The following is a 14,980-nucleotide window of genomic DNA, read 5'->3' as shown; positions in this document are numbered from 1 at the left end:
TGTCGGACGCAAGCCTGTATTGGGAATGTCAGTCGACCAGGAAATAGGTGATGGTGGTGACCACGCGCACCTTCTTGTCGATCTGCTTTTCCGGCCGGTCATTGGGAATTTCCACCGCCGGTAGAATTTCGAACACCCCCTGATTGGCGGTCTGGATATCGCCAACCTGCGCCCCGGATTCGGCGGCGAATTGCTCGGCGGTTTCCTTGGCGCGCTGGGTGGCTTCGGTCAGCATATCGCCCTTGAGGTCGTTTATGCCGGTAAATACGAAGCTGGCCCCGGCGCTATAGGCATCGGAGGAGAATACCACGCCCTGGCGCAACAGATCGGCAACCGAACGGCTCGCTTCGGCCAGGTCCTGCACCCGGTCGGTGGTGACCAGCATGTCCTCGGTCAGCACGAAGCGGTATTCGTCCGGGGTGGAGCCTGCGTTGTAGCCGGCGGCCCGGTCTTCCACGAGCACATTCTGCACCTGGATCTCGGTCTCGGCAAACCCGCGCTCAGTCAGGAAACCGCGAACAGCCACTTCGGAGGCTTCAAGACTTGCCCGCGCGGCCTGCAATGTGGGGCCGGTAGCCACAAAACGAACGGGCCAGAAGCCCAGATTGGCCTCTACCGAGCGCTCGCTAAGTCCCTTGACGGTGACGACGCGCAAAGGCTGGCGGCTTTCCACCAGAGACGTGCCGACAAACCAGCCGGCCAACGCAATGCCTGCTGCCAGGAAAAGTGCAGCCACAATTCCAACGATTTTCATGCTAGGTCCCCCAACAATGCCCGCGGGCACATGACGCCGGAAAGATGGCGCGATAAAGGCTTATAAGGAGGTCGCTGAATGGCTGATGAACACGGGAAATTCGGTTTGGGCGTGGTCGGCGCCGGCATGGGTGCCAAGCCCCATGCCCTGGCACTCAATGCGCTCAAGGATCGCATCGCGGTGCGGGGCGTCTACCGACGCAATCGGGACCAGCTTGACCAGTTCTGCCGCGAGTATGACCTGCCGGCCGCCTCAAGCTATGAAGCGCTGCTGGAGGACCCCAGCGTTGACGCGATCTTGGTGCTCACCACGCCCAATGCGCGCGAAGAGCTGGTGGCTGCGGCCTGCAAGGCGGGCAAGCATGTGCTGATGGAAAAGCCGGTGGAGCGTTCGACCGAAGCGGCCCGGCGGATTGTCGAGACGTGCGCATCTGCCGGGGTGACTTTGGGCGTCATCTTCCAGCATCGTTTCCGCGCGGCCTCGCAGGCGCTGGCCGAAAAAGTCGCCAGCGGCGAACTCGGCACGCTGCGGGCAGCGCAGCTTGTTGTGCCCTGGTGGCGCCCGCAGCAGGGCTATTACGACCAGCCCGGGCGCGGCACCTTCGCCCAGGACGGGGGCGGCGTACTGATCACCCAAGCGATCCATTCGCTCGACCTGATGCTTAGCCTGACCGGTCCAGCCAAGGCGGTCACCGCGATGACGACGACCACCGGGCTGCACCAGATGGAGACCGAGGACTTCGCGGCCGGGGGCATCGAGTTCGTCAATGGCGCGGTGGGCGGACTGATCGCCACGACCGCCAATTTTCCCGGCGGCCCGGAAAGCCTGACGCTCAATTTCGACAAGGCCAGCGCGACGCTGACCGGGGGTGTTCTGACGTTGAACTGGCTCGATGGCCGGATCGAAACGGTCGGGGAAGAGGCCAGCACCTCGGGCGGCGGCGCTGACCCAATGGCCTTTCCCTTCCAGTGGCATCAGGCCCAGATCGCCGACTTCGCCGAGGCGGTACAGGCGGGTCGGCAGCCGGTCTCAACCGGCCATACGGCGCTCAACGTGCACCGGCTGATCGATGCCCTGATCCGCTCGGGCAAGGAGAGGAAAAGGGTGGAGGTCTAGTCCCCACCCGACCGGCTGCATCGGAATAGGAACACCGCCCGGGACTTCCCGGGCGCTGCGCGTATCAAGCCACCCGCGAAATATCCGGCACGGCATCAAGCAGCATCCGGGTGTAGTCGGCCTGCGGATTGTCGAAGATGGCGTCTGTCGGTCCCTTTTCCACCAGCACGCCATTGTGCAGCACCCCGACCGCACTCGACATCTGCCGCACCACCGCCAGATTGTGGCTGATAAGCAGATAGGTGAGGCCGAATTCGTCCTGCAGCTCCTGCATCAGGTCGAGCACCTGAGCCTGTACCGATACGTCGAGCGCCGAAGTCGGCTCGTCGCAAACGATGAATTCAGGCTGGCTGGATAGGGCACGGGCAATGGCGATGCGCTGGCGCTGGCCGCCGGAGAACTCATGCGGGAATTTGCGCATGACGGAAGGATCAAGGCGCACGCGCTCGAGCAGTTCGGCTACCCGGTGATCGACCTCGGTGCGGTTGCGGGCGATGCCCAGGGTCCGCATGGGTTCGGCCACGATGTCTGCGACCCGCCAGCGCGGATTGAGGCTGGCATAGGGATCCTGGAAAATCATCTGCACCCGCTTGCGTCGCTCGCGGTGCCCGGCGCCGCCGGCCCAGATATCATGGCCGTCAACGGTGATCTGGCCGGAGGAGGGCCGCAGCAGCCCGACAATCATCTTGGCGCAGGTGGACTTGCCCGATCCGCTTTCGCCCACAAGGCCGAAGGTCTTGCCTTTTTCAATGGCGAAGCTGACGTCGTTGACGGCGCGGAACATCTCGACCTTGCCGGGCAGGAGCTTGAGAAAGCCGCCACCACCGATCTCGAAATCGCGCACCAGATGCTTGACCTGGACATAAGCGCCGTCGTCGTTGGCGGCCTCTTCCGAGGCAACATCGCCAGCCTGACGCTGGATAGTCGGGATCGAGTTGATCAGCTTGATCGTATAAGGCTCCTGCGGGCGGCGAATGATGTCGCCCACTGTACCGGTTTCGACCACCGTGCCCTGATGCATCACCACCATGCGGTCGGCCGTCTGGGCGATGACGCCCATGTCATGGGTGATCAGCATCACCGCCGCACCATGATTGGCACAGAGCTTTTTCAGTACCTTGATGATCTGGGCCTGTACCGACACGTCGAGCGCCGAAGTAGGCTCGTCGGCAATGATCAGTTCCGGTTCTGCCGCAATGGCCAGTGCGATGACGACGCGCTGGCGCATGCCGCCCGAAAACTGATGCGGATAGCTCTCCATGCGCTCGGCTGCTTTGGGAATGCCGGCCTCGGTGAGCAGGTCGATGGCCTTCTGGCGCGCCTCGGCCTCATTGAGCGGCAGGTGCGTGCGGATCGTTTCGATCAGTTGCTCGCCGATGGTGTAGAGCGGATTGAGGCTGGTGAGCGGGTCCTGGAAGACCATGCCGATGCGCCTGCCGCGCAGTTTGGCCTTGGCTTCTTCGGGCAGATTGTCAACGCGTTCGCCCTTGAGACGAATTTCGCCGGACGCGATGTGGCCGGGCGGTTCGATCAGGCCAATGACGGCCGAGCCGGTCATGGATTTGCCGGCACCCGATTCACCGACCACGCCAACCACTTCGCCGGGCATGATGTCGAAGCTGACGCCATTGACGGCGCGGAACACGTCATTGCGAAACGGGAATTCGACCACAAGGTCCTTGATGGATAGTACGGGCTCGGTCATCAGCGCAACTTCGGATTGAGGGCGTCACGCAGCCAGTCACCCAACAGGTTGACCGACAGGGCGAGCAGGACAAGGGTCACCGCGGGGAACAGCAGGATCCACCATTCGCCGGAGAACAGGAATTGCTGACCGATACGGATCAGCGTCCCGAGCGAGGGCTGGGTGGGTGGCACGCCGACACCAAGATAGGAGAGCGTGGCTTCCTCGATGATGGCCAGCGCCAGGCCGATGGTGCCGATGACCAGCACCGGCCCCATCACATTGGGCAGCACGTGGCGCAGCAGGATGATGAAGGGATTGACCCCCAGGATGCGGGCGGCGGACACGTAATCCTTCTGCCGCTCGACCATGGTGGCGCCGCGCACGGTGCGGGCAAACTGGGCCCAGTTGGCCAGGCCGATTGCCAGGATCAGCACCCAGATGGCTGCGCCTTCCTGCTGGTTGGGCGGGATGAGGCCGCGCGCCACGCCGAAAATCAGCAGTGCAATCAGGATGGCCGGAAAGCTCAGTTGCACATCGGCGACGCGCATGATGATGGCATCCCAGATGCCGCCCAGATAGCCGGCGACCAGGCCCAGCCCGACCCCCATGACCATGGCGAACAGCGTGGCCGAGAAGCCGACAAACAGCGAAACGCGCGAGCCATACATAATGGTCGAGAGCACATCGCGACCCTGATTATCGGTGCCCAGAATGAAGTAGCGTCCGGCAAAAGAATTGGAGTTGGGCGGCGTGAAGCCGTCCATCAAATTCAAGGTTGCTGGATTGAACGGGTTATATGGAGCAATCCAGGGGGCGAGCACCGCCATCAGGATCAGCACCAGCGCAACGATCGAGGCAATAATGGTCACCGGCGAATGCCGGTAGGACCAGACGATGTCGGACTTGAGAAAGGTCCGCCAGCGCGAGGTCTTGGCAGCCGGAACGGGCTGCTCGGGGGAATGGGGTAGATCGGTCACCGACTACCTCCCGGATTTGGCGCCGTCGCGCAGGCGCGGATCGACGATGAAATAGAGAATATCAACGATGAGGTTGATGACCACGAAGACCAAGGCCACAAAGACCAGATAGGCAGCCATGACCGGCACATCGACTACAGCCACCGAGTTGACGAAGAGCGAGCCGACACCGGGCCACTGAAACACGGTTTCGGTGATGATGGCGAAAGCGATGACCGACCCCAGTTGCAGCCCGGTAATAGTGATGACCGGAACCATGGTGTTCTTGAGCGCATGGCCGAAATTGATCGCCCGCTGGCTTAATCCGCGGGCCTTGGCAAAGCGGATATAGTCGGTGCGCAGCACTTCGAGCATTTCGGCGCGCACCAACCGCATGATCAGCGTCAACTGGAACAGCGAGAGGGTAATGGCCGGCAGGATGATCGAGCGCAGCCCGGATTCGGTGAGAAATCCGGTGCGCCACCAGCCCAGGTCCACCACTTCGCCACGCCCGAAGGAGGGCAGAACCTTGAGTTCGACCGCAAAGACGTAGATGAGACCAATACCGATCAGGAAGGTGGGCAGGGACACCCCGATCAGCGACGCGGTCATGATGACGCCGGTGGAGAAGGCGCGGGGCCGAAGGGCGGTGTAGATGCCCAGCACGACACCGAGCACCAGGGCGATGCTGGCCGAGGCGAAGGCCAGTTCGATGGTCGCCGGCAGGCGCTCCATGATGAGCTGGCTCACCGGCTGCTGCAGCCGGTAGGAGATGCCGAACTGCCCCTGCAGGGCATTGCCGACGAAGCTGAAGAACTGAATGTAGAAGGGCTCGTTAAGGCCCAGGCGCTCGCGCAGCGCCGCATGGTCGGCCAGCGTCGAATCCTGGCCCAGCATGGAACTGACCGGATCGCCGACATAACGGAAGACCACAAAGGCGATGAACGCCACCGCAAGCATGACGATAACGGACTGAAACAGCCGTCGCGCAATGAAGGCCAGCATGGGGCCCTCCATAACTGAGAACCGCCGCGCGGGGATCGACTCCGCGCGGCGGTTCAGGATTGCAGGACGCTTATTCGGCGAACACGACGGTGGTCATGTTAGGCTGGTTTTCCGGATGCACCGGCAGGGTGATATCCTCGCGCATGGCATAAGCCAGCGTCTGGTTATGCACCGGCAGGAGCACACGGTCAGCCTTCACCACTTCCCAGATTTCCGCAATGGTCGCATCGCGTGCCTCAAGGTCGGTTTCGGTGCCGAGCGAGATGATCTTTTCGTCCAGCTCGGGATTGGAGTAGCCACCGACATTATAGGTGCCGTGGGTGTCGGTCTTGGTGTGCACCAGATCGTTGAAGATATAGGCGCTATCGAAGGTCGGAACGCCCCAGCCGAGCAGGTAGAAATCCGTTTCATCGCCAAGAATGATCGGGCTGTGCTCGGCGATTGGACGCGAGGCCAGCGTCACGTCGATGCCGATCTGGCCCAGCATGCCGACAAATGCCGTGGAGATCGCTTCGTCGTTGACATAACGGTTGTTCGGCGTGTCCAGGGTCACCGAGAAACCATCGGGATAACCCGCTTCGGCCAGCAGTTCCTTGGCGCGTTCCACATCCGGTGCCGGATACTGGTCAAGCTCTTCAGTCCAGCCATTGACGAAGGGCGGGGTCGCCACGCCGGTGGGGATCGAATTGCCGCGCATCACCACCTGCTGGATCGCATCGCGATCAAGCGCCAGTTCCATGGCTTCGCGCACCAGCGGATCATTGAAGGGGTTGGAATCGGTGACGTTGGAAGACTTGAGTGGCTCTTCACCGAAGCGATAACCAAAATAAATCACGCGGTTCTCGGGCCCGGTTTCGACCTTGAATCCGTCGGAATTCTTCAAGCGCTCGATATCCTGCACCGGCACGTCCTGAACGATGTCGACGTCGCCCGAGAGCAGGGCGGCAACGCGCGTGGCATTGTCGGCGATCGGCAGGTAGACGATCTCGGTGACTTCGGGCGCCTCGCCCCACCACTCGTCGAAAACGGTCAGCACGGATTTCACGTCAACCTCACGAGAGGTGAGCTCGTAAGGACCGGTGCCATTGGTGTTGAGCACGGCATAATTGGATTCACCGGCGGCAAAATCCTGGACGTCCTCGACATTATTGGCTTCGGACCAGGTCTTGTCCATGATGAAGGTGTTGGTGACATTGTTCGGGTAGAGCGGGCTCGGACCGACCATCTGCACTTCGACAGTGTAGTCGTCCACGGCACGCACTTCGGCGACTTCGGCGTGAAGCTGCTTGAGGTTGGACCCTTCCGAGCGGGCGCGGTCGAGCGAGAACACGACGTCCTCGGCGGTGAAGTCAGCGCCATCGTGGAACTTGACGCCTTCGCGCAGCTTGAACACCCAGACGGTTGGATCACCTTCCTTGACATACCATTCGGTCGCCAGGCGCGGGATCAGGTTGCCTTCGGTGTCGCGCCACATCAGGGTTTCATAGATGTGATGCGCAAAAGTATGGGTGACGCCCTGGTTCTGCGAATGCGGGTCCAGCGTCAGCGAATCGGACGAACGCGCCCAGCGGACCGTCTCGGCCTGGGCAACACCGGCGAGCATCGTCGAGGCGATCAGGACCGCCGCGATGCGGGTCAGTGAAGTGTGCATGTATAGTCTCCCGTTCCTTGAAAGCGCCATCTCAATGGTTGCCCAAAGGTGGCTTGGGCGACACCAAAGCGTAGATTTAGCAGGAGCGCAACGGGAATCGTTGACCGTTTGGTCAATGCCGTGGCCCTCGAATTGGCAATCCACAGAATTGGACGGTTCTCCGCCGATCCGTTCGGTTGGCCCGGAGGCGCTTGACGTCAACCTGCTGAGAGATTTCTGTGCGGGCATGAAACAATCCATCGCCACCATAGCTTTGGTCGTCGCCGACTATGACGAGGCCATCGCCTTCTACCGCGACGCAGTGGGCTTCACACTGGTCGAAGACACGCGGTTGGCGCCGGACAAGCGCTGGGTGGTCTTGGCCCCGCCGGGCGGTGACGGCGCGCGACTATTGCTGGCAAAGGCCGATGGCCCGGACCAAAGGGCGGTGATCGGCAAGCAGGCCGGGGGGCGGGTCATGCTGTTTCTGCAAACCGACGATTTTGACCGCGACTACGCCCGCATGCAGTCCAATGGCGTGCGGTTTCTCGAAGCGCCACGGCGCGAGGCCTATGGCACGGTCGCCGTCTTTGTCGATCTATATGGGAACAAATGGGACCTCATCGAGCCGCAGCGCTGATTGGCCTTGCTCTATGCTGTGTGAGCCCGGTCGCCGGGCAACAGCCGGGTTGGCACTATTCTCCCTTGCCCGGGGAAGGCGACAGGGCCAGCATGGGCTGTGCACGCGATAGCGACGCGGACGCATTTTCCTGTCTCGTGGTGCGCTGCGAGGATGACTATTCCACCGGGGTGCACGTCCATACCAGCCGCCCCGGGGGCAGCGCCGGCACCTGGGAAATGACCCTGGATCGGGAAGCTCGGCAGATTGATGCCATCGGCGCCTCGCCCTATGGCGCCCGCCTTGTTGATCCGGATGGCTGGCTATTGGACGGGTTGCGTCACGGGACATTTGTCTACTTGCGCCACAGTCAAGATATGGAAGACGCCTTCGCCTTTATCGATCTGTCGGGATCCTTCCGTTCCATCGCCGAAGCTCTGCAATGGTGTGCGCCCCGCGTGCCGCCAGACGAACAAATCGGGTCGTCCGACGTTGGCCCACCAGAGAACAATGGAGAAGCACAATGAACCGTCGCCCACTTGGCCGCAGCGAACTGGTGATCGAACCCCTGGTGCTGGGTGGCAATGTTTTTGGCTGGACAGTCGATGAGGCGAGGGGCTTCGACATCCTCGATGCCTATGTCGGCGCCGGCTTTTCCGCCATCGACACCGCCGAGGGCTATCCCAATTGGGTGCCGGGCAATCCGCCGGGCATGAGCGAGACGATCATCGGCAAATGGCTCAAGGCGCGAGGCAACCGCGATAGCGTGCACATCTTCACCAAGGTCAATTCGGGCAAAAAGCCCGGTGGGCTCAAGCCAGAAGCGATCAAGACAGGCATTGAAGCCTCCCTCAAGCGGCTGCAGACCGATTATGTCGATCTCTATTTCAGCCACTGGCCCGATGCCGAATCCAGTCATGAGGAATCGTTGGAGGCTTATGACACGTTGATCCGGGCGGGCAAGGTGCGGGTCATTGGCGCCTCGAACTACGACGCCGACATGATGCGCGAGGCGCAGCAGACCGCCATTGTCAAATCGCTGCAGCGCTACGAAGTGACCCAGCCGCGCTATAATCTCTACGACCGCGCCGAATTCGATGCGCTCCGCCCCTATCTCCTTGAGAACGAGTTGGGCTCGATCGTCTATTTCAGTCTCGCTTCGGGCTTTCTGACAGGCAAGTATCGCAGTCAGGATGATCTGGAGCAGGCGACACGAGGCGGCAGTGTCGGACAATATCTCAACGCTAAGGGGTTGAGCATTCTGGGCGCGCTCGATCAGGTCGCCACCGAACTGGACGCAACGCCTGCCGAGATCGCCTTGGCCTGGCTTGTGGCTCAACCCGGTGTCAGCGCACCGATCGCCTCAGCCACCTCGATCGAGCAGGTCGAAACCCTGGCGCGCGGCGTGCGTCTGAAACTAAGCGCGGAAGCAGAAAAACTGCTGAACGACAGTGGGCGGTGAACGGTCACGGCCCGCCATGGAGCAAGCAGCTAAAGCACAGAAAATTGGTCTGTGAAAAATTGAACGGCGTCTGAGACTTGACGAGGGATTGCGATTACTGGCATTGCGTTGTTGAGTTACCGCAAAGCTGTGGGGCGATATTCAGCCGGTCTGGATATGAGTCCAGGTAAACTATCCATCGGCCGCAGGCTCGTCTTGCCCCGGCAGGAGTCCTGTCAATATGTCTTCAGTTCTGGAGCCGACGCGCGACGTGTTTGGTGCCGGCCGGCGTGGTGTTCGGCACGCTGGAGTGCGGCGCGCCAATGAAAAGACCGTGCTGACGGTGGTTGCATTCAATTCCGGCGCCTCGAATGCTGAGATTTCGCGACTGTCGGGCCTTGCACCGCAAACGGTTTCCGCCATTCTGGTCGATCTTGAGCAGGAGGGACTGATCGAGCGCGGCCCGGTTTTGCGGGGACGGCGCGGGCAACCCGCCACGCCGATCCTGCTGCATGAAAACGGCGGTTTCTCCATTGGTGTAGAGATCAGTTGGCGGCATTTCGATGTCGTCTTGATTAACATGCATGCCAAAATTCTTCAGCATCACCATGAAGACCATGCCTATCCCGATGCATCTTCGCTGTTCGACCGCATCGGCGTCGTCATAGAGGAATTCCGACATTCCTTGGCGCAAGATCAGCGGTCCCGGCTACTCGATATTGGCCTGGCAATGCCTGGATCGTTAACAACGGACCTGGATCTGCTCCATGCGCCGCCTGAACAGGTGGTCCGCTGGCGTCAACTCGATCCTGTCGCCGAATTGACTCAGCGCAGCGAGCTAAAGATTACCCAGGTCAATGATGGCAATGCCGGTTGCTGGGCAGAACTCATCGCATTGGCACCACCGCGTCCGGCCAACATCATCTTCCTCATGGTCTCGCAATTGTTGCTGGCCGGCATGGTCAGCGATGGCACGCTATGGGAGGGCGCGACGGGCCACGCTGCCGATCTGGGCTCCAGCCTGATTCATGTGGACGGCGGCGCGCCGCAATTAGCGCATCAGGTCGCCTCGCTCTTCGCCCTGCGCGCCCGGCTGGTCGCCGCCGGATTTGCGGAGGCCGAAGGACCCGTCGCGCATTGGGACATGACCGCCATGGCGCCCCATATCGAGGCGTGGATTGGCGAAGCGGCTCAGGCCCTGGCGCAGGTGGTCCACAATGCCAGCGTGATCTTTGAACCACCGCTGGTGGTGCTCGACACCGAGCTCGGCGCCGCCATAGGGTCGCAATTGGCAATGCGCCTGCAGAACGAGATGGGCCGGTTCGCCACGCGCGGATTCAACCCGCCTCGCGTGGTCAACGGCCGTCACGGCAGACTATCGCCCGCCATCGGCGCTGCGGAGTTGCCGCTTTACTGGCGCTATTTTTGAGCCTTCCTTGCGGCTTTGGGCGGCTCCAGCGCATCGCGTAGCCGGGCGCTGGGGATCAGCACGACCGTATGATGCGGCGCAATGCGGTGTTCCTGGCCGGTGCGGGGATTGCGACCGATTCGCTCGGCGCGGGAGCGCACATCCAGAGTTCCAAATCCGCTCAGCTTGACTGACTCGCCACGCTTAAGGGCGTCGCCGATCAACTCGAACATACGTTCGCCGATCTGGACGGCGTCGTGACGCGACAGGCCAGTCGCATCGGCAACGCTTTCCCCTAACATGGCTCGGGTGACTGTTTTATCCACTCCAAACCTCCTCGCCCCATTAAATTCATAGGAGGAAGATAAATGGCTGTCCAGTGCCGCGCGTGATCACAAAAAACATGATCTTCCATTTCAGGATTAATTGACTTTTTTTAGAATGGTTATAAGCTGGCGACCGCGTTATGGAGAGAAAAGAGCCCCTAAAGCGCGCAAGACCCAGCAGAAAGGTTTCCTGTGAGACTGACCCGTCAATCCAACTATGCCATCCGCACGCTGGTCTATTGCGCCGTCAATGAACCAGGCCTGAGCCGGGTAGCCGAAATTGCGCGCGCATACGGCATTTCGGAATTATTCCTGTTCAAGCTGATCAAGCCGCTGGTGGAAAGCGGGCTGCTGCAGACTGTGCGCGGTCGGCATGGCGGGATCAAGCTGGGCAAGCCGGCCCAGGACATCACCCTGCTTGAAACTATCCGGCTGACCGAGGAAAATTTCGCGTTGGCGGAATGCTTCGAGGATGGTGCGGACTGCCCCTTGATCGGCGAATGCGACCTCAATGGTGCGCTGCGCGAGGCGCTTGGTGCCTTCTTCGACGTGCTGAGCCGCTACACCATTGCCGATCTCGCCAGCAAGAAGCGTTCTATCCGCGAGCGGCTCGGGCTGACGGTGGATGAGGCCGTCAACGTCGCCTGATCAAAAATCGACAACCAAATTTAAATATGAGTTTGACAATCATGTTTGGGCGTGGTTGGTTGCGCTTATGGCGCTACGACCCCTTGGGGCCTGTGGGTCCGAGCGCCTGAATACGACGGGGCTTGCTGCTACCGTCTCCCCGGGCCGGCCAGGATCCTCAACGTCCTGACCGGCCTCTTTTCATTCCCCTATCGATTGCCATCGGCCCGACCCCATGCTCTATGCGGGCCGAATGCCACCGGACACGACATGGCCCAGCCTCCCCTACTTTCCCTGCAAGATATTCAGCTGACTTTTGGCGGCACGCAGTTGCTCGAAGCGGCCGAGCTGATCGTTTCACCGGGCCAGCGTATTGCTCTGGTCGGGCGCAATGGATCGGGCAAGTCGACGCTGCTCAAGATCGCCGCCGGAATCGTGCAGCACGATGCCGGCAAACGCTTTGCCGAACCCAGCGCCACCATTCGTTATCTGCCGCAGGAACCGGATTTGGCCGGCTACGAGACGACCCTGGCCTATGTCGAGGCCGGTCTGGCCCCGGGCGATGATCCTTACCGGGCGCAATATCTGCTCGAAGCGCTGGGGCTGACCGGAGCGGAGAAGCCCACGACGTTGTCCGGCGGCGAGGGGCGTCGCGCAGCGCTGGCACGGGTGCTAGCACCACAGCCCGATGTGCTGCTGTTGGACGAGCCGACCAACCATCTTGACCTGCCGGTGATCGAGTGGCTGCAGGCCGAGTTGAGCCAGATGCGCTCGGCGATGGTGCTGATCAGCCACGACCGACGATTTCTCTCGGATCTGTCGCGTTCCACGGTTTGGCTGGACCGTGGCGTCACCCGGCGCATCGAGAAGGGCTTCTCGGCCTTCGAAGGCTGGCGCGACGAAGTGCTGGAGCTTGAAGATAAGGAACGGCACAAGCTCGACCGGCAGATCGTGCGCGAGGAGCACTGGCTGCGCTATGGTGTGACGGCACGGCGCAAGCGCAATGTGGGTAGGCTCGAACGCCTGGCCAATCTCCGCCAGGAGCGGCGCGAACAGCGCAAGGTGACCGGCGGGGTGACCCTGGCCGTGAGCGAAGGCCGAACATCCGGCGCGCTCGTGGCCGAAGCCGAAGCCATTTCCAAGAGCTTTGGCAACCGGACCGTGGTGCGAGAGTTCTCGACCCGCATTCTACGGGGCGACCGGGTTGGTATTGTCGGGCCGAACGGCGCCGGCAAGACCACGCTGATCAAGATGCTGACCGGTCTGCTGGAGCCGGACAGCGGCACCATCAAGCGTGGCGCGGCGCTCGAACTGGCCATGCTGGATCAGGGGCGCGCCAGATTGCAGCCCGATACACGGCTCAAGGATGCGCTGACCGGTGGCGGCAGCGACACCATCCACATCAGTGGCGAACCCAAGCATGTCATTGGCTATATGAAGGACTTTCTGTTCAGCCCGGAACAGGCCAACACGCCCATTGGCAAACTTTCCGGCGGGGAGCGCGCGCGGGTGGCGCTGGCGCGGGCCCTGGCCCTTCCGTCCAATTTCCTGGTGCTGGACGAGCCAACCAATGATCTGGATCTGGAAACGCTCGATCTGCTCGAGGAAATGGTCTCGGACTATGCCGGCACGGTCGTGGTGGTCAGCCATGATCGTGACTTTCTCGACCGGGTCGCCACCTCGGTGATCATGGCCGAGGGCGATGGGCTCTGGACCGAATATGCCGGCGGCTATTCGGACATGGTGGCCCAGCGCGGTGCAGGTGTTGCGGCGCGGCAGGTGGACAAGCCAGCCAAGACCAGCAAGCCCAGAACGCAGGCCGCAGCGCCCCCGATAGCGGCCAAGCGCAAGCTGAGCTTCAAGGAAAAGCATGCCCTTGAGACTCTGCCCAAGCAGATCGAAACGCTGGAAAAAGAAATCGCTGCGCTGAACACTGCCCTTGCAGCCCCCGACTTCTATAACCGCGACCCCAATGGGTTCGCAGCCAAGTCCAAGGCGCTTGAAGCGGCGGCGGCCCGCAAGGCGGCGGCAGAAGAACAATGGCTGGAGCTTGAAATGCTGCGCGAGGAACTCGAAGGCTCCTGAGCCGGATCAGTCCTGCCAGTCGAAGACTGGCTGGGCCATGAATTGCAAGTCGTCGGTTTCCCCGGCGATACGGCGGAGCAGCAGGCTGCCCAGATTACGACCCGCAGCGACAAAATCTTCCGGTACCGTTTCAGCACCGGGCTGGAACTGGGCGAACATGGACGAGGATTGCTTGGTCACGACATGGGCGGTCTTGCCCACCACCAGCCCCGCATCGGACAATCCGCCGGTTACCGCCAGCGCCGAAATTTCTGAGGCGCAGACATAGCCATCTGGGCCGTCCGGCCGCCGGGCGCGTTTGATGACATAGTTGCGGATGGCATCGGTTGGGCTGCCCAGATTGACGTCTGCGGCAAATTCGAAGGCGATGCCGGCTTCGCGGGCGGCCCGTTCCATGCCGGCCTTCAAATGCTCGGTATAGGTGAGCGCGCTTTCGGGCAGGATAATCGAGACCCTGCGGCAGCCCTTGGCCGCCAGGCGCAGCGTGGCGCCATAGGCATAGGCCTCATTGTCATAATCGACGAAGGGATGCGGCTCCGGCCAACGGCTGCGGCCATGGCTGACAAAGGGAAAATCATTGTCGAGCAGGAAGCGAATGCGCTCGTCAAAGGTTTCGGCCTTGGAGAAGATCACGCCGTCGGCTACGCGGTTGCGCACAATGTGCTGGATCGGCTCGATCGGTTCGACATTGCGGAACAGCGGCGTGATGACGAGGTGAAAACTGGTATTGCGCAGCGCCTCGGTAATGCCGGTCACAAGACTGGTACCAAAGCCATAGATCTGCTCGTCGGGCTCGAGGATCAGCGAAATGACATTGGTGCGGCCGGTCTTGAGGCGCAGGGCCGCCCGATCGGGCATATAACCGATTTCAGCGGCGATCTTCTGGACGCGGTCGCGTGTTTCCTGCGCCAGTTCGGGTGCGTTATTGAGGGCGCGAGAAATGGTTGTGACCGCCAACCCCGTCATTTGTGCGATGGTTTTGAGCGTGGGCTTGCCTGATGGCTTTACGCCCCGCTTGCCGCGCGTGGCGGGCGGTACTTCTTCCTGCGACACCTATGTTCCCCTCAGACCCGCCGATAACCAGCGGGGACGCCTAATCGACAAAGAACATCAGATTGCGGGGTCCGAAGCAAGACGCATGCAATTGCGTTTTAATATGACCGATGTTATCAAGATTTTACGGGTCGAGAATTTTTGGGCAGGCTTTTGCGCGATTCTCGGCAAATACGCATAAAGGTGCACTGGCAAAACCTGACTGCGTTCCCTATCTTGCCATTGCGCCGCCGCATTGGCGTGCCACACAAGCGTCCAACACCCGCAAGGAGA

Annotated in this window: 14 protein-coding genes; 7 read left to right on the top strand and 7 right to left on the bottom strand. The window is 61.3% G+C overall.

What is annotated here, in order from left to right; translation table 11 throughout:
- Positions 1-28: 28 nt before the first annotated feature.
- The gene (locus GGR20_RS13310; protein ID WP_183311844.1) at positions 29-754 is read right to left on the bottom strand and encodes an SIMPL domain-containing protein; all 726 of its coding nucleotides are present in this window, start codon (positions 752-754) and stop codon (positions 29-31) included.
- 78 nt (positions 755-832) lie between these two features.
- On the opposite strand from GGR20_RS13310, the gene GGR20_RS13305 reads away from it, so the two are divergent.
- Positions 833-1,870, top strand: coding sequence for a Gfo/Idh/MocA family protein (locus tag GGR20_RS13305; protein ID WP_183311843.1), 1,038 nt, complete (start codon positions 833-835; stop codon positions 1,868-1,870).
- A 64-nt stretch (positions 1,871-1,934) separates the two neighbouring features.
- On the opposite strand, the gene GGR20_RS13300 is transcribed toward GGR20_RS13305, so the two are convergent.
- From GGR20_RS13300 to GGR20_RS13285, 4 genes are all read right to left on the bottom strand, one after another.
- On the bottom strand, positions 1,935-3,575 hold the full coding sequence (locus GGR20_RS13300) for an ABC transporter ATP-binding protein (RefSeq protein ID WP_183311842.1): 1,641 nt from the start codon (positions 3,573-3,575) through the stop codon (positions 1,935-1,937).
- Positions 3,575-4,534, bottom strand: a complete 960-nt coding sequence (locus GGR20_RS13295; protein ID WP_183311841.1) for an ABC transporter permease subunit — start codon at positions 4,532-4,534, stop codon at positions 3,575-3,577. The genes GGR20_RS13300 and GGR20_RS13295 overlap by 1 nt, the downstream gene beginning before the upstream one ends.
- 3 nt (positions 4,535-4,537) lie before the next feature.
- Positions 4,538-5,518: an ABC transporter permease gene (locus GGR20_RS13290; protein WP_183311840.1), complete on the bottom strand. Its 981-nt coding sequence runs from the start codon at positions 5,516-5,518 to the stop codon at positions 4,538-4,540.
- A gap of 70 nt (positions 5,519-5,588) precedes the next feature.
- Positions 5,589-7,169 (bottom strand): ABC transporter substrate-binding protein, encoded by a 1,581-nt coding sequence (locus GGR20_RS13285; RefSeq protein ID WP_183311839.1) that lies wholly within the window; start codon positions 7,167-7,169, stop codon positions 5,589-5,591.
- Positions 7,170-7,395: 226 nt separating this feature from the next.
- Here GGR20_RS13285 and GGR20_RS13280 point away from each other — a divergent pair, with 226 nt between their 5' ends.
- The 4 genes from GGR20_RS13280 to GGR20_RS13265 all read left to right on the top strand — a co-directional run bounded on the left by GGR20_RS13280 (position 7,396) and on the right by GGR20_RS13265 (position 10,637).
- Entirely contained in the window at positions 7,396-7,788 is a 393-nt protein-coding gene (locus tag GGR20_RS13280) for a VOC family protein (RefSeq protein WP_183311838.1), read from the top strand.
- 92 nt (positions 7,789-7,880) lie between these two features.
- Positions 7,881-8,294 (top strand): hypothetical protein, encoded by a 414-nt coding sequence (locus tag GGR20_RS13275; protein WP_183311837.1) that lies wholly within the window; start codon positions 7,881-7,883, stop codon positions 8,292-8,294.
- Positions 8,291-9,229, top strand: coding sequence for an aldo/keto reductase (locus GGR20_RS13270; RefSeq protein ID WP_183311836.1), 939 nt, complete (start codon positions 8,291-8,293; stop codon positions 9,227-9,229). Before GGR20_RS13275 ends, GGR20_RS13270 begins: the two co-directional genes overlap by 4 nt.
- 220 nt (positions 9,230-9,449) lie before the next feature.
- Entirely contained in the window at positions 9,450-10,637 is a 1,188-nt protein-coding gene (locus tag GGR20_RS13265; RefSeq protein WP_183311835.1) for an ROK family transcriptional regulator, read from the top strand.
- On the opposite strand, the gene GGR20_RS13260 is transcribed toward GGR20_RS13265, so the two are convergent.
- Entirely contained in the window at positions 10,628-10,942 is a 315-nt protein-coding gene (locus GGR20_RS13260) for an HU family DNA-binding protein (protein WP_210283176.1), read from the bottom strand. The two genes, GGR20_RS13265 and GGR20_RS13260, sit on opposite strands and share 10 nt — an antisense overlap.
- Positions 10,943-11,134: 192 nt before the next feature.
- Here GGR20_RS13260 and rirA point away from each other — a divergent pair, with 192 nt between their 5' ends.
- Together rirA and GGR20_RS13250 are read left to right on the top strand one after the other, a co-directional pair.
- Entirely contained in the window at positions 11,135-11,590 is a 456-nt protein-coding gene (gene rirA, locus GGR20_RS13255) for an iron-responsive transcriptional regulator RirA (RefSeq protein WP_183311834.1), read from the top strand.
- Between the two features lie 249 nt (positions 11,591-11,839).
- On the top strand, positions 11,840-13,654 hold the full coding sequence (locus GGR20_RS13250) for an ABC-F family ATP-binding cassette domain-containing protein (RefSeq protein WP_183311833.1): 1,815 nt from the start codon (positions 11,840-11,842) through the stop codon (positions 13,652-13,654).
- Between the two features lie 6 nt (positions 13,655-13,660).
- On the opposite strand, the gene GGR20_RS13245 is transcribed toward GGR20_RS13250, so the two are convergent.
- On the bottom strand, positions 13,661-14,707 hold the full coding sequence (locus GGR20_RS13245; RefSeq protein ID WP_253560225.1) for a LacI family DNA-binding transcriptional regulator: 1,047 nt from the start codon (positions 14,705-14,707) through the stop codon (positions 13,661-13,663).
- Positions 14,708-14,980 lie beyond the last annotated feature (273 nt).

The sequence above is a fragment of the Devosia subaequoris genome (assembly GCF_014197055.1).
GTDB classification, from domain to species: Bacteria; Pseudomonadota; Alphaproteobacteria; order Rhizobiales; family Devosiaceae; genus Devosia; species Devosia subaequoris.
This window is presented reverse-complemented; position numbering and strand designations above follow the sequence as displayed.